The following is a 23220-nucleotide window of genomic DNA, read 5'->3' on the forward strand; positions in this document are numbered from 1 at the left end:
CCGCCTCCATGAAGAGTGTGAAACCTGGTCTTCACTGAACGGCTATCCGAGGGTGTGGATATGATTAGCGCATTCGATATTTTTAAAACAGGTATTGGACCTTCCAGTTCCCATACCGTAGGGCCCATGAACGCGGGCAAGTGTTTTATCGATCTTCTGGCAAACTCCGGCGCTCTGCCGGCAACGACCCGAATTTCCGTCGATCTCTATGGTTCGCTGTCGCTGACCGGCAAAGGTCATGCGACCGATAGCGCCATCATGATGGGGCTGGCGGGCAGCTCGCCGCAGGATGTGGATATCGACAGCATGCCTGCTTTTATTCAGGAGGTTACGCGCAGCGGACGCTTGCCGGTGGCGAACGGCGCACATGTGGTTGATTTTCCCGTCTCTGACAGCATTGTCTTCCATCCCGACGCCCTCCCGCGTCATGAAAACGGGATGCGCATCACCGCGTGGCGTGCGCAGGAGATGCTGTTGAGTAAAACCTATTACTCCATTGGCGGTGGTTTTATTGTTGAAGAGGAGCGCTTTGGCCAGCGGCATGAGGTCGAAACGCCCGTTCCGTATGGCTTTCGCTCTGCCAGCGAGCTGCTGACGCTGTGTGAACGCAGCGGGTTGTCGGTTTCCGGACTGATGCTGCAAAATGAGCTGGCGCTGCGCAGCAGAGAAGAGATTGACGCCGGGTTTGCCCGCCTCTGGGCGGTCATGCAGGCCGGAATTACGCGCGGTATGAACACCGAAGGCGTGCTGCCGGGGCCGCTCAACGTGCCGCGTCGTGCCGTTGCGTTACGCCGGATGCTGGTCGCCAGCGATAGCCTGTCCAGCGACCCGATGAACGTTATCGACTGGATTAATATGTTTGCGCTGGCCGTCAGCGAGGAAAATGCGGCCGGTGGGCGGGTCGTCACGGCGCCGACCAACGGCGCCTGCGGCATTATTCCCGCCGTACTGGCCTATTACGACAAGTTCCGCCGCCCGGTTAACGCCAACTCAATTGCCCGCTATCTGCTGGCCGCCGGCGCGATTGGCGCCTTGTATAAAATGAACGCGTCCATTTCCGGAGCGGAGGTGGGCTGTCAGGGCGAGATAGGCGTCGCCTGTTCGATGGCGGCGGCGGGGCTGACGGAGCTGCTGGGCGGCAGCCCTGGGCAGGTGTGTATTGCGGCTGAAATTGCGATGGAGCATAACCTTGGGCTGACCTGCGATCCGGTCGCCGGGCAGGTGCAAATTCCGTGCATTGAGCGCAACGCCATTAACGCCGTAAAAGCGGTCAATGCGGCGCGGATGGCGCTACGCCGGACGTCTGAGCCTCGGGTATCGCTGGATAAAGTCATCGAGACGATGTACGAAACCGGTAAGGATATGAACGATAAATATCGTGAAACGTCGCGCGGCGGGCTGGCGATTAAAGTTGTCTGCGTCTAATAGCAACCGTCATTACATACAAAATTGTATAAATAATTCATTACATACATTCACGGTAGGGTGAAAAATAATAGGCTGTTTTTTGGCAAGCTCTCTACAGGATGAAATGATGAAAAAGATGACGCGTGTTGCTGTGCTGCTGCTTTCCGCTGCGGGTTTCTCCATGACTGCTCAGGCGGCTGACGTGGCGCCAGCGCCTTCGCAGGACCCGATTGTTCAGCACCTGAAGCTGAGCAACGAGCAGGTAACGAAAATCAAAAGCCTGCACGATCAGATGGCGAAAAGCGTTGAGCAGGTTTCCATGAAAGACGTTAAGGACGGCGCGCTGATCGATGTTATCCAGTCCGGGAAATGGAACGAGAAAGCGGTGAAAGATCAGCTGGCCGCATTTAGCAAAGTGGATCAGCAGGTGCGCTACTACCGTGTGAAATACTATTTCGACGTCAACCAGGTACTGACGCCGGAGCAGCGCAAGCAGGTTCGCGACGATCTGGTCCAGGCCGCGACAAACTAAGCATGATGGAAATACCCCGGTCATTATGGCCGGGGTATTTTTTTACCCATAATTTCGTTGTGTGATCTCCTTCTCACATACGGCGTTGGTAGAATAGTTTTCTATTTTCATTCCTCGTTATAAAAACTTTTCCCCGGGATAAGCAAATTATCACCATAATGGCGATTTTTTTCTCCGTCCTCGCGAGTATGATTTTCTCATTCCAATAACTCGCCTGCGCTACGCGCCGCGCATCGCCTTGACGCGGTTCGAAAAAATAATAAAACCTCTACCTACAAGCGAGATCTTTATGGAAACGGCTACAAACACTAGCGTCGTTGTGGATGGTATTACGCCCGGCCGTCGGGTAAATATGACGGAGAGCGAATGGAAGGAAGCCATTAAATTCGATAGCACGGATACCGGTTGGGTCATTATGAGTATCGGGATGGCTATCGGCGCGGGCATTGTCTTTTTACCGGTACAGGTAGGATTAATGGGGCTGTGGGTCTTTTTGCTCTCCTCCATTATTGGCTACCCGGCCATGTATTTATTCCAGCGCTTATTTATTAATACCCTTGCAGAATCCCCTGAATGCAAAGATTACCCGAGCGTGATTAGCGGTTATCTGGGTAAAAACTGGGGCATTCTGTTAGGCGCGCTCTATTTTGTGATGCTGGTTATCTGGATGTTCGTTTATTCCACGGCGATCACCAACGACAGCGCGTCCTATTTACACACCTTTGGCGTGACCAGCGGCCTGCTGTCCGACAGCCCGTTCTACGGTCTGGCGCTTATCTGCATCCTGGTCGCTATTTCGTCGCGCGGCGAGAAGCTGCTGTTCAAAATCTCCACCGGCATGGTGTTGACCAAGCTGCTGGTGGTCGCGGCGCTCGGCGTCTCGATGGTCGGCCTGTGGCATCTGTACAACGCAGGGTCGTTGCCGCCGATGGGGCTGCTGATTAAAAACGCCATTATTACGCTGCCCTTTACCCTGACCTCGATTCTGTTTATTCAGACCTTAAGCCCGATGGTGATTTCCTACCGCTCTCGCGAAAAGTCGCCGGAAGTGGCGCGCTATAAGGCGCTGCGGGCGATGAACATTGCCTTTGTCATTCTGTTTGTGACGGTCTTTTTCTACGCGGTGTCCTTTACCCTGGCGATGGGTCATGAAGAGGCGGTTAAGGCCTACGAACAGAATATCTCCGCGCTGGCTATCGCGGCGCAGTTTATCAGCGGCGACGGCGCCGGTTGGGTAAAAATCGTCAGCGTTATCCTGAATATCTTTGCCGTGATGACCGCCTTTTTCGGCGTGTACCTCGGTTTTCGTGAAGCGACCCAGGGCATTGTGATGAACCTGCTGCGCCGTAAATTTCCGGCGGATCGGATCAATGAAAAGCACGTCCAGCGCGGGATCATGGTGTTTGCCATTCTGCTCGCCTGGAGCGCCATCGTGCTTAACGCCCCGGTGCTGAGCTTCACCTCTATCTGCAGCCCTATTTTTGGCATGGTGGGTTGCCTGATTCCGGCCTGGCTGGTCTACAAGGTGCCTGCGCTGCACAAGTACAAAGGCGTTTCGCTGATGATAATCATCATCACCGGTCTGCTGCTGTGCGTATCGCCGTTTCTCGCATTTTCCTGATGCGGGAAAGTCTGTTCCCTGAGTAAGAGTGAAGGTTGATTGTATGTTGAACCCTGAATGTTCTCCGTTATGGAAAAAGTTTATCCGCGCCGTGCAGGAAGAGGTGAAGCCTGCGCTGGGTTGCACGGAGCCTGTTTCACTGGCGCTGGCAAGCGCCGTGGCGGCCGCGCAGCTGGACGGCGAGATTGAACGCATTGAAGCCTGGGTTTCCCCTAACCTGATGAAAAACGGAATGGGGGTCACCGTTCCTGGAACCGGCATGGTGGGGCTGCCCGTCGCCGCTGCGCTGGGTGCCCTGGGCGGCGACCCGCAGGCCGGGCTGGAGGTGCTCAAACGGGCGACGCCGGAGGCCATCACGCAGGCAAAACGCCTGCTGGCGGAGGGGAAGGTGTGCGTCCGGGTCGAAGCGTCCTGCGACGAGCTGCTGTACTCCCGCGCGAAAGTCTGGTGCGGGGAGCGCTGGGCGAGCGCCACCATTGCCGGCGGCCACACCCGCGTTATCGCCATCGAAAAGCAGGGCGAAACGCTGTTCACCCACGAGGACCCGGCGGATGCGCAGGAGGATAGCGATCCGCTGGCCGTGATGGCGCAGACCTCGCTTGCCGATATTCTCAATTTTATTGAGCATGTTCCGTTCGAGGAGATCCGTTTTATCCTCAATGCGGCGACGCTGAACGATGCGCTTTCTCGTGAAGGTCTGCTGGGTAAGTGGGGGCTGCACATCGGCGCGACGCTGGAAAAACAGTGCGAGCGTGGGCTGATGGCTTACGATCTCTCCTCGGAGATAGTGATTCGCACCGCGGCGGCGTCGGATGCGCGCATGGGCGGCGCCTCGCTGCCGGCGATGAGCAATTCAGGATCAGGGAATCAGGGCATCGCCGCCACCATGCCGGTGGTGGTGGTCGCTGAGCATTTCAACGCCGATGACGAACGTCTCGCCAGAGCGCTGATGCTGTCCCACCTGAGCGCCATCTACATCCACGCCCAACTGCCGCGCCTGTCCGCGCTCTGCGCGGCGACCACGGCGTCAATGGGGGCCGCGGCGGGGATGAGCTGGCTGGTGGACGGGCGGTACGAGACGCTGGCGAAAGCGATCGGCAGCATGATTGGCGACGTCAGCGGGATTATCTGCGATGGCGCCTCCAACAGCTGCGCGATGAAGGTTTCCACCAGCGCGTCGTCGGCCTGGAAAGCGGTGCTGATGGCGCTGGATGATACGGCGGTCACCGGGGATGAAGGGATTGTGGCGCACGACGTTGAAGACTCGGTATCGAACCTCTGCGCGCTGGCCTGCAACGCCATGCAGCAAACCGACCGGCAGATCATCGACATCATGGCGAAGAAGGCGTCATAAACGTAATAAACCCCGGCTTGCCGGGGTTTATCTCATCATGCCAGGGCAGCTTCCTGCGCCAGCCTGACTTCGGCTTCGGCGACGATAGCCTCCAGCTCGCCGAGCATATCTTCAAAACCGAAGACCGCTGAAACGGCGGTTTCCGGCGTTTCAGGTGCTGTAACAGCGTTAAATTGCGCTGTTTTCTTCGTGTGCTTCTTACTCACTAACTTCCGCCTCCGTGTGTAATCACTACACCGGTAAATCTATCAGCAAAGCGCGCAGCGGCGTATCGGCAACCAGCGTAATGTTAGCCTCATCACGAATAAAAGCGCCATCGCCGCAGGTCAACGCCTCTTTCTCTTCCTGCGGCGTTAACGCATGCACCGTGCCGTGGATGGACTGCAGGTAGGCGCGCGGGCCGTGAAGCTGGAAGCTCAGCTGCTGTCCCTTCTCCAGCTGGATCTGGTGGAGCCACACCTGCTGGCGCAGCTGCAGGCTGCCCTGGCTGCCGTCCGGCGAGGCCAGCAGCTGTTGGGCGGCGTCGGTCAGCGTCAGCTTCTGCACCAGCGCGTTTTCACGCTCCGGGCAGGCATCCAGCCACAGCTGCATACGGGTCAGCGGGCGTTCTTTACTCAGGTTATGTTCGCTATAGCTCACCCCTGGCTGGGTGGCGATAAGCAGCGCTTCGCCCGCTTTCGCCTGAACGTGGCGGCCTTCGCTGTCGCGGTACTCCGCTTCGCCTTCCAGGATCAGGTTGAGAATATCGACCTTCGGATAGGCGCGCGGCTGGAACGACGCGCCGGGGGCGAGGACCTCCTGGTTGAGGACGCGCAGGGAGGCATAGCCGAGCAGCTTCGGGTCGAAGTAGTGTCCAAAGGAAAAGGTGTATCGGGCCTGTAGCCAGCCGAAATCTGCTTTTCCGCACTGTTTGGCTGTTCGTGTCGTAATCATAGTTCTTGACCTCTCTTTACTTCCTTTTATGTTAAGGGGCTGGACGCTGCATTGTTAGCCAGATATTCTGCCTGGTATGTTCAAATTTACTGAATGAGAACGCTATGGCTAAAGAAAGAGCATTAACGCTGGAAGCGCTGCGGGTGATGGACGCCATCGACAGACGCGGCAGCTTTGCGGCCGCGGCGGATGAGCTGGGCCGCGTGCCTTCAGCCCTCAGCTATACCATGCAGAAGCTGGAAGAGGAGCTGGATGTGGTGCTGTTTGACCGCTCCGGCCATCGTACGAAATTTACCAACGTCGGGCGGATGCTGCTGGAGCGCGGCCGCGTTCTGCTGGAAGCAGCGGATAAATTGACGACCGATGCCGAAGCGCTGGCGCGCGGGTGGGAAACGCACCTGACTATCGTTAGCGAAGCGCTGGTGCCAACGCCCGCGCTGTTCCCGCTGGTCGAAAAGCTGGCGGCAAAGGCCAATACCCAGCTGTCGTTTATTACCGAAGTGCTGGCGGGCTCATGGGAGCGCCTGGAGCAGGGGCGGGCGGACATTGTCATCGCCCCCGACATGCATTTTCGCTCGTCATCGGAGATAAACTCCCGCAAGCTCTACTCGGTGATGAACGTATACGTGGCTGCGCCTGACCACCCCATTCACCAGGAACCGGAACCGTTATCCGAAGTGACGCGCGTGAAGTATCGCGGCGTGGCGGTGGCGGATACCGCCCGGGAGCGTCCGGTGCTCACGGTGCAGCTGCTCGACAAGCAGCCGCGTCTGACGGTCAGCACCATTGAGGATAAGCGCCAGGCGCTGCTGGCAGGTCTTGGTGTCGCGACCATACCCTATCCGCTGGTCGAACAGGATATTGCCGAAGGGCGGCTGCGCGTCGTCAGCCCGGAGTACACCAGCGAGGTGGATATCATTATGGCCTGGCGACGCGACAGCATGGGCGAAGCCAAAGCCTGGTGCCTGCGCGAAATTCCCAAACTGTTCGCCGGGAAATAGCGTAACCGGCAAGATGAACCGGGCGGACGAGCGCCGCCCGGCGAATCATGACGTCAGGCGCTGAGTTTCGGGTCAGGACCAAAGCGGTTATCGGCAGGCGTTCCGCTCTGGCAGTTGAAGATCAGGATAACAATCCAGCCGACTACCGGGATAAGTAGCAGCAGGAGCCACCACGCCGAGCGGTCGGTATCGTGCAGACGGCGAAACTGCACCGCCCACGTCGGGATCAGCACCAGCAGCCCGTACACCGACGTCAGCACGCCTTCACCCGCCGCCCGCTCCCAGCCCAGCATTTTATCGATAATGCTGAGTACCGCGGCAAGAATGAAGCTCACCAGTACGAACATCCAGTATTCCTTACGACGCGCCCGCCCGCCAAAACCGACATAATTTTTCAGTACTTTTAGATACCAGTCCATGTTCCTTGCCTCATTCAACGGTTAATCACTTGTTTTTTAAGCGATCGAAGTAAGGATAGACGGTGATGGCGAAATAAAAAAGGGCATCTGGTGATGCCCTGAATGTTTTAAGCGAAGCGGGCGTCCCGTCCATGCGGCGCGTCGAGATCCTGCCACGGGCCGACCGAGATAATGCCGGTCGGGTTGATCGTCTTGTGGCTGCGGTAGTAGTGGCTGCGGATGTGGTCGAAATTGACGGTTTCCGCAACGCCCGGATGCTGGTAAAGATCGCGCAGGAAGCCGTACAGGTTCGGGTAGTCGCTAATGCGGTGTTTATCGCATTTGAAGTGGGTGACATACACCGGGTCGAAGCGTACCAGCGTGGTCCACAGGCGAATATCCGCTTCGGTCAGCTGACTGCCGGTCAGATAGCGGTGCTGGCCGAGGATCTGCTCTAACCTCTCGAGGGCGGTAAAGACGCTGGCGACCGCCTCGTCATAGGCCTGCTGGCTGGTGGCGAACCCGGCTTTATAGACGCCGTTATTGACGTTGTCGTAGATCCAGCCGTTAAGCTCATCAATCTGGCCGCGCAGCGCCGGCGGATAGTAATCGCCCGCCCGCGCGCCCTGGGCGTCGAAAGCGGTATTGAACATGCGAATAATTTCTGCCGATTCGTTGCTGACGATGGTGTGGTTTTTCTTATCCCACAGCACCGGCACCGTTACGCGGCCGCTGTAGTGCGGGTCGGCGTGCAGGTACAGCTGATAAAGAAACTCATGCTGATAGAGGCTGTCGCCGGTCGCCGCGGGGAAGTCGTCAGCGAAGGTCCAGCCGTTTTCCAGCATCAGCGGATGCACCACGGAAACGTCAATAAACGGCTCCAGCCCTTTCAGCTTGCGCATGATTAAGGTGCGGTGCGCCCACGGGCAGGCAAGCGAAACGTACAGGTGGTATCTGCCTTTTTCTGCGGCAAAACCGCCTTCGCCAGAAGGACCGGCAGCGCCGTCGGCCGTCAGCCAGTTGCGAAATGCCGAAACTGAGCGCCTGAACTGTCCCCCGGTGGATTTGGTGTCATACCAGACATCATGCCAGACGCCGTCAATCAGTTGTCCCATGTTTCTTTCCTCCTGCAGATGGCAAAAGCGAGGAGATTTCTCCTCGCTTTTCTCTGCATCAGTATAGATAGCTTACCACTTTTTGTTCAGTACGCGGTCAAGGCTGAAGGCGCCCGGTCCGGTCAGCGCCAGCAGCAGGAAGCCGCCTGCGATGGTCAGGTTTTTCATGAACATCAGCGAGTTAACGCCCTCAGCAAAGTTGCTGTGGAAAAGGAACGCGGTCAGCAGCGTAAAACCTGCGGTGATAATTGCCGTAGTACGGGTCAGGAAACCGAACAGGATAGCCAGACCGCCGCCAAACTCGAGCAGGATAGTCAGTGGCAGCAGCGCGCCCGGGACGCCCATGGCTTCCATATACTGTTGGGTACCCGCATAACCAGTGATTTTTCCCCAACCTGCGGTGACAAACAGGATTGGCATCAGAATGCGTGCTACCAGTACACCAACATCTTCTAATTTTTTCATCTTACTCTCCAGATAACCCCATGGGCGGCTGTATTGATTTAGCGTGCAATTTCGCGGGGATACCGCGTAGTTGCTGTCGATGGAGAGAAGTGTAATCGGGGTGTGTGACGATTGTTAGCAAGGAAAACTGTCGTTCTTCTTCAAAGATATTGAGTGATAGCGGGAAGGGGGGCGGGTTTAGCGCAGCAGGTTGCGGACCAGCCGCCAGGTGCTCCAGACGCCGACGCCGCGTTTCGCCCAGCGCACCAGCCGCCGGGGATGGCGTACGGACCAGACCGCCAGCGCGCTGCTGCCGGCCAGCGCCCACGAGCGCAGGGTCAGCAGTGTGTTCCAGCCGCGATCCAGCGGCTGCGACGCCTCAAGCCAGTCGCGGCGGCTGGCGGCGAGATCGAGGCGCTGCTGCTGGATCTGTCGCAGCAGCAGCGTTTTGCGCCGCTGGCGTTCCTTTGCGCTACTCACGGGGGTTCTCCAGCAACTCGCGGTCGTTCGCCAGCTCCCGGCGGGTCAGGCGCAGCAGGGTTGAGCGCCGCGCGCGGCGAAGCGTCAGCAGCCCGCCGATCAGCGCCAGCGCCAGCAGCGCCACCGTGGTGATGATAAGCGCATTAAGGCGATACTGCGGGTCGATGCCCCAGATGACCAGCACCAGCAGGCTCATCAGTCCGAAGGTGGTAAACAGCAGGGTCAGCCCCAGCAGCAGCAGCAGCCCGACAAGGTTGGCTTTTTCCTCTTCCAGCTCAACGACGGCCAGCCGCAGGCGGGTTTCCACTATCCCGACGACCAGCGTGACGATGCGTTGTCCGATGCCGAAAAGGTTCTTGCCAGGCCCTTGCGCGTGATGTGACTCAGACATGATTAGCGACGCGTCAGCAGTACGCCCAGCACCAGGCCGACGGCCGCGCCGATGCCAACGCCGGTCCACGGGTTGTCATGTACGTACTCATCGGCGCGGGCAGCGGCTTCGCGGGTCTGTTTGGCAATGGCGTCGCTGGTTTCGCCCAGGCGGTTACGGCTCTCTTTCAGCGCGCGCTCGGCTTTGCTGCGCAGCTTGCTGACCTCTTCTTTCGATTTGTCCGAAGAGCTGTTCAGCACCTCTTCCAGCGTGTCTGCCAGGGATTTCAGTTCAGCGCGTAAGTTTTCAGATGTGGTATCTTTTGACATGATCCTCTTCCTCTCTTTCCGTTGCTTAGTAATCGCGGGATTCAAGCGCTTTTAACTCTTCCTGCGCTTCATTGAGCTTATGCTCACGTTTGCTGATTTTGTCCGCGTCGCCTTTCGCTTTGGCTTCATCAAGCTCGCGGCGGCGCTCGGCGATTTCGTCTTTTTGCCTGTCGATTTTCTTCTGATGCTCAGCGCGCAGCTGGCCGTCGTTGCACTTCGCTTTGACTTCACGTAACGCTTTGTTCAGGCCATCAATACGACTCTGGTTGTGATGCTTTTCGGCGTAGTGGATCTCGCGCTGGATGTCCTGCTGCTTTTCCAGGCACGGTGATGAGGCGTAAGCACCGGCGCTCAGGGAAACCAGGGCCAGTGCCAGAACAGTGCGGTATGTCATAGGTGAAACCTTCCGTTGTGCAAGGGCGTCGCCGCTGCGTTGCCCAGACCAGTCATTATCATAGTACTGGTTGCTCCCAATTACTCAATGATAGTGAGTAAACGCGAAATCACCAACGCGGATGCGCAGATTCAGAATCCTGGAGGGGCGTACTACCCCAGGCGGTGCGGTGCGTCGCGCAGGCGCGAAAGCCACTGCGGCGCGATCGCATCATCTTCTTGCAGCGCAATGACATAGCCGTGGGGCAGCGAACGGTCGAGCACCTCTTTCGCCGCGGCGCTCTGCTCGCTGGATTCAAATTTAATGACTAACGCATCGTCCTGCGGCGTGATGCTTTTAAAGCGGATACCGTTAGCGTCGAGGTGGTGCCAAATGGAAAAACCGTCCGGCATGCTGGTGTTCGGCGTGACCGGTCGGATAGCCAGGCTCGACTCCTGTTGCTCCAGCGCCGCCCATAGCCACAGCAGCGCGCACAGCAGCAGCAGGGCGCTCATGCTGAGGGTGAAGCGGCGTAAGGTCATGTTCTGCAAACCCATGCTCAGCCCCGTTGACCGTATTTTTTCTTCCACAGGACGACCAGCGAACCTATCAGGCCAAAGACCAGAAGGACAACCGGCAGCAGCATCAGGCACGACATCAGCTGGTCTTCATATTTCTGGAAAACGGGCGTTTTGCCCAGCAGGTAGCCGAGGGCCGTGAGAATGAGCACCCACAGCAGGCCGCTCATCCAGTTGAAGAACTGAAAGCGGGCGCTGCTCAGGCCAGACAGCCCGGCAATGGTCGGCAGCAGGGTGCGTACGAATGCGATAAAGCGGCCAATCAGCAGCGCGGAAAGCCCGTGCTTGTGAAACAGATGATGGGCGCGCTGGTGGTAGTGGGCGGGCAGATGGGACAGCCAGTTTTGCACTATCCGGGTATTGCCTAGCCAGCGCCCCTGGATATAGCTCACCCAGCAGCCGAGGCTTGCCGCGACGGTCAGCAGCAGTAAGGTTTCCGGGTACCCCATTGCGCCTTTGGCTATCAGTACGCCAACCAGCACCAGCAGGCTGTCGCCTGGCAGAAAAGCCGCGGGTAACAGTCCGTTCTCAAGGAACAGGATCATAAACAACACGAAGTAGAGCATGCCGATCATGGAGGGGTTGGCCAGGGTTTCAAAATCCTGGCTCCATAAGGCACTCAGCAATTGGGTTAACAGTTCCATTCACGATTCCTGGTACATCGATTAACGTCACGCCTGAACGCAAAACACAACATGCGACAGTTATCATCTTTTTATTATGGTCGCTCGCAGCGCGTGCTGAACTTTTCCATGTCTGATGTGGGTCTGCGCCGGGCAGGCTCACCACAAAATGCGTCTAAGTGTAACAAAGGCTCTGCGCGTGCGTCAGAGAAAATGTTATCTCATACGTAACGATTTTGCGGATTGTCGGGGAGTGTGGCGAGGGATTTTACACATGCTGACACAATTAATGCTTTTCTTACCCACCCGCCGCGCCGGTGGGCAAGAAAACGCGTTATTTCGTGCCGTTGGCGGCGGTATCGAGGTGAACCACCGGATTTTCCGCAAACAGATAGCGGTCGGCGTTGAATTCGAAATCATCGCTGGTTTCGTTAAACAGCATCTGCTTGGTGTTTTCCAGGTGCTGCCACATGGCCAGTTTCGCCGCGTGCGGATCCTTGCGGATCAGCGCTTTTAAGATCTCGTCGTGATCGTCGCACCAGTTATCTACGGTGCGTAAATCGATATGCTCGTGGAGTTTTTTCCAGTACGGGTTATGCACGCGCTGGGTCCACATTTTCTCGACGATCGCCGCGAGCGCGGTGTTCTGGGTCGCCAGCGCCACCTGAACGTGAAACTGTAAATCCCATTCGGAGTCGCGGAAGCATTTTTCGTGGCGCGCTTTCTCCTGGATCTCCATCAGCTTCATGATGTCCTGTTTGGTGACCTGGGTCGCGGCGAATTCAGCGATGTTGCTCTCAATCAGCTGGCGCGCCTGCAGCAGCTCAAACGGTCCGTAGTTGGCGAATTCCAGGGACTCATCCGGCGCGTGGTAGTGCTTCGGCTGGTTGGAGATGACGTGAATACCGGACCCTTTGCGCACCTCAACATAGCCTTCCACTTCAAGCATGATGATCGCTTCGCGCACGACGGTACGGCTGACATTTTTTTCGTCGGCAATAAAACGTTCTGCAGGCAGTTTATCGCCCACAAGGTAAACGCCTTGCTCAATGCGATCTTTCAGCTCGGCAGCAAGCTGCTGATACAATCTACGGGGTTCCGTGATTTCCATATACGCTCCAGACAGGGGTCGTCACATTAGATTTGTTATACCACTTTTACTAAGGACTCTCCAGCGCGGGACATGAAAAAGCCGCCCTGGTCGGCGGCTTTTTCACAAGATGTGATAGGACGATTAATTCTGCGTCGCCGGTTTGCCGACGGTTGGATCCAGTTCGTTGGCCGGTTTGTTCTTCAGCACGGTCCAGATAACCACGGCGCCCATCAGGTCGAACACCGCCAGGACGGCGAACAGCGGGCTGAAGCCGATGGTATCGGCCAGCGCGCCGACCACCAGAGCGAACAGGGTGCTCGCGGTCCATGCCGCCATACCGGTCAGGCCGTTCGCGGTCGCCACTTCGTTACGTCCGAAGACGTCGGAAGAGAGCGTAATCAGCGCGCCGGACAGCGCCTGGTGGGCAAAGCCACCGATGCACAGCAGGCCGATTGCCACATACGGGCTGGTGAACAGACCGATGGTGCCTGGGCCAATCATCAGCAGCGCGCCCATGGTGACTACCATCTTACGGGAAACGATCAGGTTTACGCCAAACCAGCGCTGGAACAGCGGCGGCAGGTAGCCCCCGACGATACAGCCGAGGTCGGCGAACAGCATCGGCATCCAGGCGAACATTGCGATTTCTTTCAGGTTAAAGCCGTAGACTTTAAACATGAACAGCGGGATCCACGCGTTGAAGGTCCCCCAGGCCGGTTCAGCCAGGAAACGCGGCAGCGCGATGCCCCAGAACTGACGGGTGCGCAGGATCTGCCACGGCGACATTTTCTTCGCGTTGTTGGTCTGGTGCTGCGCTTCCTGGCCGCCGATGATGTAAGCGCGTTCTTCGTCGCTCAGCTTTTTCTGGTCGCGCGGGTGTTTGTAAAGGAAGATCCACGCCAGCGCCCAGGCAAAGCTCAGCACGCCGGAAATGATGAACGCCATCTGCCAGCTGTGCATCACGATAGCCCACACCACCAGCGGCGGCGCAATCATTGCGCCAATCGACGAACCGACGTTGAAGTAGCCGACCGCAATCGAACGCTCTTTCGCCGGGAACCATTCGGAGCTGGCCTTCAGGCCGGCCGGAATCATCGCCGCTTCCGCCGCGCCTACCGCGCCGCGCGCCAGCGCCAGGCCGCCCCAGCTGCCCGCCAGCGCGGTAGCGCCGCAGAAGACAGCCCAGGTGATAGCGAAGAAGGCGTAGCCAATTTTGGTGCCCAGGATGTCCAGCACGTAGCCTGCCACCGGCTGCATGACGGTGTATGCCGCGGAGTAAGCCGCGATGATATAGGAGTACTGCTGCGTGGAGATGTGCAGCTCTTGCATCAATGTTGGCGCTGCCGCCGCCACGGTATTACGCGTCAGGTAGCCCAGCACGGTGCCAAGCGTCACCAGTGCTATCATGTACCAACGTAACCCTTTAATTTTACGCATGTAAAACCTCATCGTTATGTTATTTCCGCGCCAGAGCACGATGACATCTCAACCGGTGTCGGCAGGTGTCTTTTAACGGGAGGGCGTCGCCGGGGGAAACTCCCGGAGCGGCCCGAACCTTGCCCTATCTGTATGTGCATGAGTCGGTATCCGTACCGCTAAATCCGATGTCTGAGACACCGGCAATGCATTCCGTCGGTTTATATGTTGCGACGGCAAAAAGATAACTTGTCATACAACTTTAAAGGGTGAGTGACATCACAAATGTGTGAATCTTTGTGTGGTCATTATCTGCGGTATGGAAAGCCAGAAACGGCGCGGTTTGCGACGATTTTTACTCCTCTGGTGAGGATTTTTTTGTCGACGTTTATTGATCTAACTCACGAAATAATTCTCTGTAACTGGAAATTGGTGTGATAACTTTGTCAGCATGACAGTTAAGCATCTCATCACTCGTTAAGAGGAAGACGATAATGACGCCGTTTATGACCGAAGATTTTCTGCTTGATACTGAATTTGCCCGCCGTCTGTACCATGATTACGCCAAAGACCAGCCGATTTTCGACTATCACTGCCACCTCCCGCCGCAGCAGATTGCCGAAAATTATCGCTTCAAAAACCTGTATGACATCTGGCTGAAAGGCGACCACTACAAATGGCGCGCGATGCGCACCAACGGCGTGGCTGAACGCCTGTGTACCGGCGATGCGTCGGACCGCGAGAAGTTCGACGCCTGGGCGGCGACCGTACCGCACACCATCGGTAACCCGCTGTACCACTGGACGCACCTCGAACTGCGCCGCCCGTTTGGCATTACCGGTAAGCTGCTCTCTGCGTCGACCGCGGATGAGATCTGGAACCAGTGCAACGACCTGCTGGCGCAGGACGCCTTCTCCGCGCGCGGCATTATGCAGCAGATGAACGTGAAGATGGTCGGCACCACCGACGATCCGATTGATTCGCTGGAGCACCATGCCGCCGTCGCCAAAGACAGCAGCTTCAGCATTAAGGTGCTGCCGAGCTGGCGCCCGGATAAAGCGTTCAACATCGAACAGGCCACCTTTAACGACTACATGGCGAAGCTGGGCGCGGTCTCCGATACCGATATCCGTCGCTTCAGCGACCTGCAAACCGCGCTCTCCCGCCGCCTGGATCACTTTGCCGCCCACGGCTGTAAAGTTTCTGACCATGCGCTGGACGTCGTGCTGTTCGCCGAGGCGAGCGACGCCGAGCTTGACGCGATCCTGGCCCGCCGTCTCTCCGGCGGGACGCTCAGCAAGCACGAGGTGGCGCAGTTTAAAACCGCCGTTCTGGTCTGGCTGGGGGCGGAGTATGCCCGTCGCGGCTGGGTGCAGCAGTACCACATCGGCGCGCTGCGCAACAACAACCAGCGCCAGTTCAAGCTGCTGGGGCCGGACGTCGGTTTTGACTCCATCAACGATCGCCCGGTGGCGGAAGAGCTGTCTAAATTGCTGAGCAAGCAGAACGAAGAGAATCTGCTGCCGAAAACCATTCTCTACTGTCTGAATCCGCGCGATAACGAAGTGCTTGGCACCATGACCGGCAACTTCCAGGGCGAAGGGATGCCGGGCAAGATGCAGTTTGGTTCCGGCTGGTGGTTCAACGATCAGAAAGACGGCATGGAGCGTCAGATGACCCAGCTGGCGCAGCTGGGGCTGCTGAGCCGCTTCGTCGGTATGCTGACCGACAGCCGCAGCTTCCTCTCCTATACCCGTCATGAATATTTCCGCCGCATTCTGTGCCAGATGATCGGCCGCTGGGTGGCGGCTGGCGAAGCGCCTGCGGATATTCAGCTGCTGGGCGAAATGGTGAGAAATATCTGCTTTAACAATGCGCGTGATTACTTCGCCATTGAACTGAACTAAGGCCTGAGGTTGGTTGATATGCAATACATCAAGATCCATTCGCTGGACAACGTTGTCGTCGCGCTGGCCGATATCGCCGCGGGCACCGGGGTGACGGTCGACGGTCAGACGGTGACGCTACGGTCCGACGTAGCGCGCGGGCATAAGTTCGCCCTGCGCGCGATTGCGAAAGGGGAAAACGTCGTTAAATATGGTCTGCCCATCGGTCATGCGCTGACGGACATTGCGCCCGGGGAACATATTCACTCCCACAATACGCGGACTAACCTGAGCGATCTCGACGAGTATAGCTATCAGCCGGATCTTCATGCGGCTGCGGCGCTGGGGGCGGATCGCGATGTGCAGATCTACCGCCGCGCCAACGGCGAGGTCGGGGTACGCAACGAGCTGTGGATCCTGCCGACCGTCGGCTGCGTCAACGGCATCGCCCGGCAGATCCTGACCCGGTTTTTGAAGGAAACCCACGATGCCGAAGGCACCGACGGCGCGTTCCTGTTCAGCCATACCTACGGCTGCTCCCAGCTCGGCGACGATCACCTCAACACCCGCACGATGCTGCAGAACATGGTGCGTCACCCCAACGCCGGGGCGGTGCTGGTGATTGGCCTGGGCTGCGAGAACAACCAGGTCGACGCGTTCCGGGAAACGCTGGGCGAGTTCAGTCCTGAGCGCGTACGCTTTATGGTCTGCCAGAAGCAGGACGATGAAGTCGAGGCCGGGCTTGAGCTTATGCATCAACTGTATGAGGTGATGCGCCACGACCGGCGCGAGCCGGGCAAGCTGAGTGAGCTGAAGTTTGGTCTGGAGTGCGGCGGCTCCGACGGCCTGTCGGGGATCACCGCTAACCCAATGCTGGGGCGCTTCTCGGATTACCTGATCGGCCACGGCGGTACGACGGTGCTGACCGAAGTGCCGGAGATGTTCGGCGCCGAGCAGATCCTGATGAGCCACTGCCGCGACGAAGCGACGTTTGAGAAAACGGTCACCATGGTGAACGACTTCAAACAGTACTTTATCGAACATAATCAGCCTATTTACGAGAACCCGTCGCCGGGCAACAAAGCGGGCGGCATTACTACGCTTGAGGAGAAATCGCTGGGCTGCACGCAGAAGGCGGGCTCAAGCCAGGTGGTTGACGTCCTGCGCTACGGCGAACGGCTGAAGACCCACGGTCTTAACCTGCTGAGCGCTCCGGGTAACGATGCGGTCGCCACCAGCGCGCTGGCGGGAGCCGGGTGCCATATGGTGCTGTTCAGCACCGGACGCGGTACGCCGTACGGCGGCTTTGTGCCGACGGTAAAAATCGCCACCAACAGCGAGCTGGCGGCGAAGAAAAAGCACTGGATCGACTTCGATGCCGGGCAGCTGATTCACGGCAAAGCGATGCCGCAGGTGCTCGACGACTTTATTGATACCTTAGTCGAGTTCGCCAACGGCAAACAGACCTGCAACGAGCGCAACGATTTCCGCGAACTGGCGATATTTAAAAGCGGCGTCACGCTGTAAAACGAAAAAACGGCGCTTATGCAGCGCCGTTTCAGACTGATGACAAACGCGAAATTGCCTGATGCGCTACGCTTATCAGGCCTACAGGGTTTGCGCAATATATTGAATTTTCAATATTTTGTAGGCCGGATAAGGCGTTTACGCCGCATCCGGCATGAACAAAGCGCACTTTGTCAGCAACCTGAACGGCGCTTATACAGCGCCGTTTTTTATTACCTCTTCGAAAACGCTTAGCTACGCAGCGCGTTTCTTGCCAGACGCTCGTCTTCCGCCTGGCATGCCGCTGCGGTAAACAGCACGTCGGTGGAGGAGTTCAGCGCGGTTTCGCAGGAGTCCTGCAGCACGCCGATGATAAAGCCGACGGCCACGACCTGCATGGCAATATCGTTAGGAATACCGAACATATTGCACGCCAGCGGGATCAGCAGCAGCGAACCGCCCGCCACCCCGGAAGCGCCACAGGCGCACAGCGATGCCACGACGCTCAGCAGCAGCGCGGTCGGCAGATCCACCGGAATACCCAGCGTATAAACGGCCGCCAGGGTCAGCACGGTGATGGTGATCGCCGCCCCCGCCATGTTGATCGTCGCGCCCAGCGGAATGGAAACCGAATAGGTGTCGCGGTCCAGGTTCAGCTTTTCCGCCAGCGCCATGTTGACCGGAATGTTGGCCGCCGAGCTGCGGGTGAAGAAGGCATACACGCCGCTTTCACGCAGGCAGGTCAGCACCAGCGGATACGGGTTGCGGCGGATTTTCCAGAATACCAGCAGCGGGTTTACCACCAGCGCGACCAGCAGCATACAGCCAACCAGCACCATCAGCAGCTGCGCGTAGCTCCACAGGGTTTCAAAACCGGTGGTGGCAAGCGTCGAGGAGACCAGACCGAAAATCCCGATGGGCGCAAAGCGAATCACCAGCTTCACCATAAAGGTCACGGCGTTAGAGATGTCGTTGACCAGGTTTTTGGTGGATTCGCTGCCGTGGCGCAGCGCAAAGCCCAGACCCACGGCCCAGACCAGAATGCCGATGTAGTTGGCGTTCGCCAGCGCGGTTATCGGGTTCGATACCATGCTCATCAGCAGGCCGCGCAGTACCTCCACAATGCCCGACGGCGGAGAGATATCGGTGGCACCGGTGGTCAGGTGCAGCGTTGATGGAAACAGGAAGCTGAACACGACCGCCGCCAGCGCCGCGGAGAAGGTGCCCAGCAGGTATAAGAACAGAATCGGGCGGATACTGGTTTTCTGCCCGTGCTGATGATTAGCGATAGACGCCATCACCAGCATCAGCACCAGCAGCGGCGCCACGGCCTTCAGCGCGCCGACGAACAGCGTACCCAGCAGGCCGGCGGCCTCAGCGGCGGGTTTTGAGATCCATGCCAGTAAAATGCCCAGAATCAGGCCGACGAGAATTTGCTTAACCAGGCTGCCTTGCGCAACGCGCTGCAACAGCCCCGAATGACGTTGAGAAGTCATAGGCTCTTCCTTTGAGTGTGATGTGATTGCATCCCGGCGGCTCTCTGGCCACGTTTAACAGGATGTAACATGTGTTTGCCTGGTCGAGTATAAGGAAGATGCCGCGCCGGGAAAGGACAAAATGTTGTTTTTTTCGGTGGTGTCTTATTTTATAACTAATTTGCAACATTATTTTGACATGCTGCGCATTCGTTCCGCCCGGCGGCGCGAGCCGCCGGGGGAGGGACATTATTCAGGAAGGCGCTTGTGCTTTTTATCGTTCTGGTGGTTTACCCACGCGTTAATGACCAGCGTCAGGACCAGAATTCCAAACACGACCCCGAGAGAAATGGCGATCGGGATATGGTAGAAATCGACGATCAGCATCTTAATACCGATAAACACCAGGATAACCGACAGCCCGTACTTCAGCATGGAGAAGCGCTCCGCCACGCCGGCCAGCAGGAAGTACATCGCGCGCAGCCCCAGAATCGCGAACAGGTTTGAGGTCAGCACGATGAACGGGTCGGTGGTGACCGCGAAAATCGCCGGGATGCTGTCGACGGCGAAAATCACGTCGCTCAGTTCTACCAGAATCAGCACCAGCAGCAGCGGCGTTGCGAACAGCAGGCCGTTTCTGCGGATAAAGAAGCGCTCGTTTTCAATTTTGTCGGTCATCCGCAGATGGCCGCGCAGCCAGCGTACCAGCGGCTTATCGCCGATGGCGCCGCCGTCTTCTTTCGCCAGCGCCATCTTCACGCCGGTAAACAGCAGGAACGCGCCGAAGAGGTACAGCAGCCACTCAAACTGGGAGATAAGCCAGCTGCCGGTGAAGATCATGACGGTACGCAAAACGATCGCCCCGAGCACGCCGTAGACCAGCACCCGACGCTGCAGCGCCGCCGGAACGGCAAAATAGCTGAACAGCATCAGCCAGACGAAGACGTTATCCACCGCCAGCGATTTCTCGATCAGGTAGCCGGTGAGAAACGCCATGGCCTGAGTGTCCGCTACCGCGCGGCCCTGGGTCGTCGCCAGATACCACCAGAACGCCAGGTTAAACAGCAGCGAAAGGGTGACCCAGACGATGGACCAGCCCGCAGCCTGCTTCATGGTCATGGTGTGGGCGCCGCGGCGTCCCTGTAGCAGCAGATCGATAGCCAACATGATGACCACCACCACAGCGAATCCGCCCCACAGAAGCGGTGTGCCGACTGTATTCATAGTTTTTCCTTACACATAAAACAAAAACGGCTGACGTCAGAAGACGACAGCCGCAGCGTTTTATGCATAGACCTCGCCTTCCGGCAAGGTCTCACTTACAACGTAAAAGGAATACGCTGACGTATTCCTTTCTGGTTGCCCGGCGACCGGATGCGGTTTTGCACGCATCGTAATGACGATCCACCGGCAAGGAAGTTACTCCCCTTTGCGTGTGACAAAATATTACAGGCCATCGATTCCGTCAATGGATCAAGGGCCCGTAACCTCTGTTTTACATTCCTTTACGCGGGAGTCCCCGTTGTCAGGCGTCGGCCGGGAAGGTGACGCCGGTCTGACGACGGATTTCGGTCGAGAGTTTTGCCGTAATGCGGCTCACCTCAAGCCCCGGATGGTTAACGTCACCGGTTTCCACCAGCCGGGCGAAGGTGTCCGCTTCATACAGCATAGTATTGATATGCTGCGGCTGGGTGAGCTCCTGCGCTTTGCTGCCGCGCGGCACAAACGACACCTTCTGGCACTCGGAGATTTTCTCGATAACCAGCGAGCCGGCCTCGCCCTGGATTTCGCTTGGCAGCACCGAATCGCTGACCTTGGAGTGCTGCAGCGTCACGCTGAAGTCGCCGTACTCCAGCACTGCGACGCCGTGCGCGTCAACGCCGCTGTCCAGCAGGCTGGCCGTGGCCTTAACGCTCAGCGGCTCGCCCCACAGCGCCACCGCGGCGGCGAGGCAGTAGAAACCGATATCCATAATCGAGCCGTTGGAGAACGCCGGGTTAAAGGTGTTGGGGTTCTCGCCGTCCAGGTAGCGCTGGTAGCGCGAGGAGTACTGGCAGTAGTTGAGCAACGCCTTGCGCAGTTTGCCCACTTTGTTCAGCGACTGCTGCAGCTGCAGGAAGTTGGGCAGGCTGGCGGTTTTGAAGGCCTCGAACAGCACCACCTGGTTTTCCCGGGCGCAGGCGATGGCGGCTTCCGCTTCACGCAGGTTGGAGGCCAGCGGCTTCTCGCAGATAACGTGCTTTTTATGGCTGAGGAACAGTTGCGTTTGCGGGAAATGCAGCGAGTTCGGGCTGGCGATATACACCGCGTCAATCGCTTCGCTCTGCGCCATCTCCTCAAGAGAGGTAAACAGATGCTCGACGGGGTAATCGCTGGCGAAGATTTGGGCCTGTTCGAGGCTGCGGGAATAAACGGCGGTGAGCTTGTATTTACCCGTCTCATGGGCGGCATCAACGAACTGGCGGGTGATCCAGTTGGTGCCAACGACTGCGAAACGTATCATGGACGTTGTCGTACTCCGTAAAAGGGAAACTGCCGCCACTGTAGCATGCCAACATGACAAAACCAGTGCGCTGCTACGCAGAACCTTTTAACGAAAGGTGCGTCAGCCACAGGCGGGTATCGAACTCCAGCTGGTGGTACTGCGGCTCCATATGACAGCAGAGCTGGTAAAACGCTTTGTTGTGATCTTTTTCTTTCAGATGCGCCAGCTCATGCACCACAATCATCTTCAGGAAGGCTTCCGGCGCGTTGCGAAACACGGTGGCGACGCGGATTTCCGCTTTCGCCTTCAGCTTGCCGCCCTGCACGCGCGATACGGCGGTATGCAGCCCTAACGCATTTTTCAGTACGTGGATTTTGTTGTCGTACATCACCTTGTTGACCGGCGGCGCGCTGCGCATATAGCGGTTTTTCAGCGCCTGAGCATAGTCCCACAGCGCGCCGTCACTGGCGATGCTGTGCGTGTCGGGATAGCGCTTTTGCAGCACCTCGCCGAGCCGGTTCTGGTCGATCAGCGTTTGTACCTGCGCCAGCAGTGATTCGGGGTAGCCCTGGAGATATGTCAGCATAAAAAGGTTTACTTATGGGGTCAATTAAGCGATAAAACGCGCGAATTTTAGCATCCCGGAGGGGCGATGAGCCAGGCAGAGTTAAACGGCGAGTTTTACACCTTAGACAGATTCCCGCCAAATATTGAAGACGCGTCGTTACAGGCGTGGGACGCGGCGGATGAATACCTGCTGCAGCAGGCGGGTGAGGTTGAGGGTCCCGTACTCATCGTCAACGACAGCTTTGGCGCGCTGGCCTGCGCGCTGGCGGCGCATCATCCGGTAAGCATCGGGGATTCTTACATCTCCGAACTCGCCATGCAGCACAACCTGCGCATGAACGGCATTGAAGAAACCTACGTTACGTTTCAGGACAGCCTGAGCCCGCTGCCGGACGCCCCGGCGCTGGTGCTCATCAAGGTGCCGAAACAGCTGGCGCTGCTGGAGCAGCAGCTGCGCGCGCTGCGTCAGGTCGTGACGCCGCAGACCCGCATTATTGCGGGCGGTAAAGCGCGCGATATCCATAACTCCACCATGGCGCTGTTCGAGAAAATCCTCGGCCCGACCACGACCTCCCTGGCCTGGAAAAAAGCGCGGCTGATCCACTGCGCCTTCAGCGCTCCGGCGCTGGACGATGCGCCGGAAACCCTCAGCTGGACGCTGGACGGCACCGGGTGGAACATTCACAACCACGCCAACGTCTTCTCCCGCAGCGGCCTTGATATCGGCGCGCGTTTCTTTATGGCGCACCTGCCGGAGGGAATCGAAGGCGAGATGGTCGATCTTGGCTGCGGCAACGGCGTTATCGGCATGCAGCTGCTGGCGCAAAACCCGGGTAAGGTGCTGTTTATCGACGAGTCCTACATGGCGGTGGCGTCGAGCGAGCTGAACGTGGAAACCAATATGCCGGAGGCGCTGGAGCGCAGCGCGTTCATGGTCAACAACTCGCTGTCCGACATCGAGCCGGACCGCTTTGACGCCGTGCTGTGCAACCCGCCGTTCCACCAGCAGCACGCGATTACCGATCACATCGCCTGGCAGATGTTTAACGACGCCCGCCGCAGCCTGAAGTACGGCGGCGCGCTGTACATCGTCGGCAACCGCCACCTCGACTACTTCCGTAAGCTCAAGCGCGCGTTTGGCAACTGCACCACCCTTGCCACCAACAACAAGTTTGCGGTGCTGAAAGCGGTGAAAACGCGGACGAAGCGATAGGACGTTTCTCCCTCTCCCAAA

At 57.9% G+C, this 23220-nt stretch carries 25 protein-coding genes; 8 read left to right on the plus strand and 17 right to left on the minus strand.

Annotated features, from left to right (window positions below; all coding sequences use genetic code 11):
• The first annotated feature begins 60 nt into the window (after positions 1–60).
• From tdcG to ENTCL_RS02965, 4 genes are all read left to right on the plus strand, one after another.
• Positions 61–1425: an L-serine ammonia-lyase gene (gene tdcG / locus ENTCL_RS02950; protein WP_013364616.1), complete on the plus strand. Its 1365-nt coding sequence runs from the start codon at positions 61–63 to the stop codon at positions 1423–1425.
• Positions 1426–1534: 109 nt separating this feature from the next.
• Positions 1535–1939: a Spy/CpxP family protein refolding chaperone gene (locus ENTCL_RS02955; RefSeq protein WP_013364617.1), complete on the plus strand. Its 405-nt coding sequence runs from the start codon at positions 1535–1537 to the stop codon at positions 1937–1939.
• A gap of 289 nt (positions 1940–2228) precedes the next feature.
• Positions 2229–3560 (plus strand): SLC5/6 family protein, encoded by a 1332-nt coding sequence (locus ENTCL_RS02960; protein ID WP_013364618.1) that lies wholly within the window; start codon positions 2229–2231, stop codon positions 3558–3560.
• A gap of 43 nt (positions 3561–3603) precedes the next feature.
• Complete coding sequence (locus ENTCL_RS02965; protein ID WP_013364619.1) at positions 3604–4914, plus strand: L-cysteine desulfidase family protein; 1311 nt, start codon at positions 3604–3606, stop codon at positions 4912–4914.
• Positions 4915–4949: 35 nt separating this feature from the next.
• Here the strand turns inward: ENTCL_RS02965 and ENTCL_RS23875 are convergent, their stop codons facing one another.
• On the minus strand, positions 4950–5120 hold the full coding sequence (locus ENTCL_RS23875; RefSeq protein WP_013364620.1) for a hypothetical protein: 171 nt from the start codon (positions 5118–5120) through the stop codon (positions 4950–4952).
• Positions 5121–5145: 25 nt separating this feature from the next.
• The gene (locus tag ENTCL_RS02970; RefSeq protein ID WP_013364621.1) at positions 5146–5847 is read right to left on the minus strand and encodes a pirin family protein; all 702 of its coding nucleotides are present in this window, start codon (positions 5845–5847) and stop codon (positions 5146–5148) included.
• Positions 5848–5951: 104 nt separating this feature from the next.
• Between ENTCL_RS02970 and yhaJ the strand changes: the two genes are divergently transcribed.
• Positions 5952–6848 carry a DNA-binding transcriptional regulator YhaJ gene (gene yhaJ, locus ENTCL_RS02975; protein WP_013364622.1) on the plus strand — a complete coding sequence of 299 codons (897 nt, stop codon included), beginning with the start codon at positions 5952–5954 and terminating at the stop codon, positions 6846–6848.
• Between the two features lie 53 nt (positions 6849–6901).
• Here yhaJ and ENTCL_RS02980 read toward each other — a convergent pair whose 3' ends face one another.
• The 11 genes from ENTCL_RS02980 to ENTCL_RS03030 form a co-directional block, all read right to left on the minus strand.
• Positions 6902–7267 carry a DUF805 domain-containing protein gene (locus ENTCL_RS02980; RefSeq protein WP_013364623.1) on the minus strand — a complete coding sequence of 122 codons (366 nt, stop codon included), beginning with the start codon at positions 7265–7267 and terminating at the stop codon, positions 6902–6904.
• Positions 7268–7374: 107 nt separating this feature from the next.
• On the minus strand, positions 7375–8361 hold the full coding sequence (locus ENTCL_RS02985; RefSeq protein ID WP_013364624.1) for a glutathione S-transferase family protein: 987 nt from the start codon (positions 8359–8361) through the stop codon (positions 7375–7377).
• A gap of 72 nt (positions 8362–8433) precedes the next feature.
• Entirely contained in the window at positions 8434–8826 is a 393-nt protein-coding gene (locus tag ENTCL_RS02990) for a DoxX family protein (RefSeq protein ID WP_013364625.1), read from the minus strand.
• Positions 8827–9003: 177 nt separating this feature from the next.
• Positions 9004–9285, minus strand: coding sequence for a YqjK-like family protein (locus ENTCL_RS02995; RefSeq protein ID WP_013364626.1), 282 nt, complete (start codon positions 9283–9285; stop codon positions 9004–9006).
• On the minus strand, positions 9278–9676 hold the full coding sequence (locus tag ENTCL_RS03000) for a phage holin family protein (protein WP_013364627.1): 399 nt from the start codon (positions 9674–9676) through the stop codon (positions 9278–9280). The genes ENTCL_RS02995 and ENTCL_RS03000 overlap by 8 nt, the downstream gene beginning before the upstream one ends.
• A gap of 2 nt (positions 9677–9678) precedes the next feature.
• Positions 9679–9984 (minus strand): ElaB/YgaM/YqjD family protein, encoded by a 306-nt coding sequence (locus ENTCL_RS03005; RefSeq protein ID WP_013364628.1) that lies wholly within the window; start codon positions 9982–9984, stop codon positions 9679–9681.
• 25 nt (positions 9985–10009) lie between these two features.
• The gene (locus tag ENTCL_RS03010) at positions 10010–10378 is read right to left on the minus strand and encodes a DUF1090 domain-containing protein (protein ID WP_013364629.1); all 369 of its coding nucleotides are present in this window, start codon (positions 10376–10378) and stop codon (positions 10010–10012) included.
• Positions 10379–10530: 152 nt separating this feature from the next.
• Positions 10531–10914 carry an EnvZ/OmpR regulon moderator MzrA gene (gene mzrA / locus ENTCL_RS03015; RefSeq protein WP_013364630.1) on the minus strand — a complete coding sequence of 128 codons (384 nt, stop codon included), beginning with the start codon at positions 10912–10914 and terminating at the stop codon, positions 10531–10533.
• A 2-nt stretch (positions 10915–10916) separates the two neighbouring features.
• Positions 10917–11579, minus strand: a complete 663-nt coding sequence (gene yqjA, locus ENTCL_RS03020; protein ID WP_013364631.1) for a DedA family general envelope maintenance protein YqjA — start codon at positions 11577–11579, stop codon at positions 10917–10919.
• Positions 11580–11892: 313 nt separating this feature from the next.
• Positions 11893–12669, minus strand: a complete 777-nt coding sequence (gene exuR, locus ENTCL_RS03025) for a transcriptional regulator ExuR (RefSeq protein ID WP_013364632.1) — start codon at positions 12667–12669, stop codon at positions 11893–11895.
• 123 nt (positions 12670–12792) lie between these two features.
• Positions 12793–14088 carry an MFS transporter gene (locus ENTCL_RS03030; RefSeq protein ID WP_013364633.1) on the minus strand — a complete coding sequence of 432 codons (1296 nt, stop codon included), beginning with the start codon at positions 14086–14088 and terminating at the stop codon, positions 12793–12795.
• A 473-nt stretch (positions 14089–14561) separates the two neighbouring features.
• Between ENTCL_RS03030 and uxaC the strand changes: the two genes are divergently transcribed.
• Together uxaC and ENTCL_RS03040 are read left to right on the plus strand one after the other, a co-directional pair.
• Positions 14562–15974: a glucuronate isomerase gene (gene uxaC / locus ENTCL_RS03035; RefSeq protein WP_013364634.1), complete on the plus strand. Its 1413-nt coding sequence runs from the start codon at positions 14562–14564 to the stop codon at positions 15972–15974.
• 18 nt (positions 15975–15992) lie between these two features.
• Positions 15993–17480, plus strand: coding sequence for a UxaA family hydrolase (locus ENTCL_RS03040; RefSeq protein WP_013364635.1), 1488 nt, complete (start codon positions 15993–15995; stop codon positions 17478–17480).
• Positions 17481–17710: 230 nt separating this feature from the next.
• Here ENTCL_RS03040 and sstT read toward each other — a convergent pair whose 3' ends face one another.
• The 4 genes from sstT to ENTCL_RS03060 form a co-directional block, all read right to left on the minus strand.
• A complete protein-coding gene (gene sstT, locus ENTCL_RS03045) occupies positions 17711–18955 on the minus strand; it encodes a serine/threonine transporter SstT (RefSeq protein ID WP_013364636.1) in 1245 nt (414 codons plus the stop codon).
• Positions 18956–19183: 228 nt separating this feature from the next.
• Positions 19184–20158: a TerC family protein gene (locus ENTCL_RS03050; RefSeq protein WP_013364637.1), complete on the minus strand. Its 975-nt coding sequence runs from the start codon at positions 20156–20158 to the stop codon at positions 19184–19186.
• A 301-nt stretch (positions 20159–20459) separates the two neighbouring features.
• On the minus strand, positions 20460–21437 hold the full coding sequence (locus ENTCL_RS03055; RefSeq protein WP_013364638.1) for a Gfo/Idh/MocA family protein: 978 nt from the start codon (positions 21435–21437) through the stop codon (positions 20460–20462).
• A 73-nt stretch (positions 21438–21510) separates the two neighbouring features.
• The gene (locus tag ENTCL_RS03060) at positions 21511–22005 is read right to left on the minus strand and encodes a M48 metallopeptidase family protein (protein WP_013364639.1); all 495 of its coding nucleotides are present in this window, start codon (positions 22003–22005) and stop codon (positions 21511–21513) included.
• A gap of 66 nt (positions 22006–22071) precedes the next feature.
• On the opposite strand from ENTCL_RS03060, the gene rlmG reads away from it, so the two are divergent.
• On the plus strand, positions 22072–23199 hold the full coding sequence (rlmG, locus tag ENTCL_RS03065) for a 23S rRNA (guanine(1835)-N(2))-methyltransferase RlmG (RefSeq protein ID WP_013364640.1): 1128 nt from the start codon (positions 22072–22074) through the stop codon (positions 23197–23199).
• Positions 23200–23220: the final 21 nt, after the last annotated feature.

Source organism: [Enterobacter] lignolyticus SCF1 (genome assembly GCF_000164865.1).
Classification (GTDB): domain Bacteria; phylum Pseudomonadota; class Gammaproteobacteria; order Enterobacterales; family Enterobacteriaceae; genus Enterobacter_B; species Enterobacter_B lignolyticus.

What these genes read in the sequence shown, in the direction of transcription:
- tdcG (WP_013364616.1), top strand. Translation starts at nt 61, where the DNA reads ATGATTAGCGCATTCGATATTTTTAAAACAGGTATTGGACCTTCCAGT.
- ENTCL_RS02955 (WP_013364617.1), top strand. Translation starts at nt 1,535, where the DNA reads ATGAAAAAGATGACGCGTGTTGCTGTGCTGCTGCTTTCCGCTGCGGGT.
- ENTCL_RS02960 (WP_013364618.1), top strand. Translation starts at nt 2,229, where the DNA reads ATGGAAACGGCTACAAACACTAGCGTCGTTGTGGATGGTATTACGCCC.
- ENTCL_RS02965 (WP_013364619.1), top strand. Translation starts at nt 3,604, where the DNA reads ATGTTGAACCCTGAATGTTCTCCGTTATGGAAAAAGTTTATCCGCGCC.
- ENTCL_RS02970 (WP_013364621.1), bottom strand. Translation starts at nt 5,847, where the DNA reads ATGATTACGACACGAACAGCCAAACAGTGCGGAAAAGCAGATTTCGGC.
- yhaJ (WP_013364622.1), top strand. Translation starts at nt 5,952, where the DNA reads ATGGCTAAAGAAAGAGCATTAACGCTGGAAGCGCTGCGGGTGATGGAC.
- ENTCL_RS02980 (WP_013364623.1), bottom strand. Translation starts at nt 7,267, where the DNA reads ATGGACTGGTATCTAAAAGTACTGAAAAATTATGTCGGTTTTGGCGGG.
- ENTCL_RS02985 (WP_013364624.1), bottom strand. Translation starts at nt 8,361, where the DNA reads ATGGGACAACTGATTGACGGCGTCTGGCATGATGTCTGGTATGACACC.
- ENTCL_RS02990 (WP_013364625.1), bottom strand. Translation starts at nt 8,826, where the DNA reads ATGAAAAAATTAGAAGATGTTGGTGTACTGGTAGCACGCATTCTGATG.
- ENTCL_RS03000 (WP_013364627.1), bottom strand. Translation starts at nt 9,676, where the DNA reads ATGTCTGAGTCACATCACGCGCAAGGGCCTGGCAAGAACCTTTTCGGC.
- ENTCL_RS03005 (WP_013364628.1), bottom strand. Translation starts at nt 9,984, where the DNA reads ATGTCAAAAGATACCACATCTGAAAACTTACGCGCTGAACTGAAATCC.
- ENTCL_RS03010 (WP_013364629.1), bottom strand. Translation starts at nt 10,378, where the DNA reads ATGACATACCGCACTGTTCTGGCACTGGCCCTGGTTTCCCTGAGCGCC.
- mzrA (WP_013364630.1), bottom strand. Translation starts at nt 10,914, where the DNA reads ATGGGTTTGCAGAACATGACCTTACGCCGCTTCACCCTCAGCATGAGC.
- yqjA (WP_013364631.1), bottom strand. Translation starts at nt 11,579, where the DNA reads ATGGAACTGTTAACCCAATTGCTGAGTGCCTTATGGAGCCAGGATTTT.
- exuR (WP_013364632.1), bottom strand. Translation starts at nt 12,669, where the DNA reads ATGGAAATCACGGAACCCCGTAGATTGTATCAGCAGCTTGCTGCCGAG.
- ENTCL_RS03030 (WP_013364633.1), bottom strand. Translation starts at nt 14,088, where the DNA reads ATGCGTAAAATTAAAGGGTTACGTTGGTACATGATAGCACTGGTGACG.
- uxaC (WP_013364634.1), top strand. Translation starts at nt 14,562, where the DNA reads ATGACGCCGTTTATGACCGAAGATTTTCTGCTTGATACTGAATTTGCC.
- ENTCL_RS03040 (WP_013364635.1), top strand. Translation starts at nt 15,993, where the DNA reads ATGCAATACATCAAGATCCATTCGCTGGACAACGTTGTCGTCGCGCTG.
- sstT (WP_013364636.1), bottom strand. Translation starts at nt 18,955, where the DNA reads ATGACTTCTCAACGTCATTCGGGGCTGTTGCAGCGCGTTGCGCAAGGC.
- ENTCL_RS03050 (WP_013364637.1), bottom strand. Translation starts at nt 20,158, where the DNA reads ATGAATACAGTCGGCACACCGCTTCTGTGGGGCGGATTCGCTGTGGTG.
- ENTCL_RS03055 (WP_013364638.1), bottom strand. Translation starts at nt 21,437, where the DNA reads ATGATACGTTTCGCAGTCGTTGGCACCAACTGGATCACCCGCCAGTTC.
- ENTCL_RS03060 (WP_013364639.1), bottom strand. Translation starts at nt 22,005, where the DNA reads ATGCTGACATATCTCCAGGGCTACCCCGAATCACTGCTGGCGCAGGTA.
- rlmG (WP_013364640.1), top strand. Translation starts at nt 22,072, where the DNA reads ATGAGCCAGGCAGAGTTAAACGGCGAGTTTTACACCTTAGACAGATTC.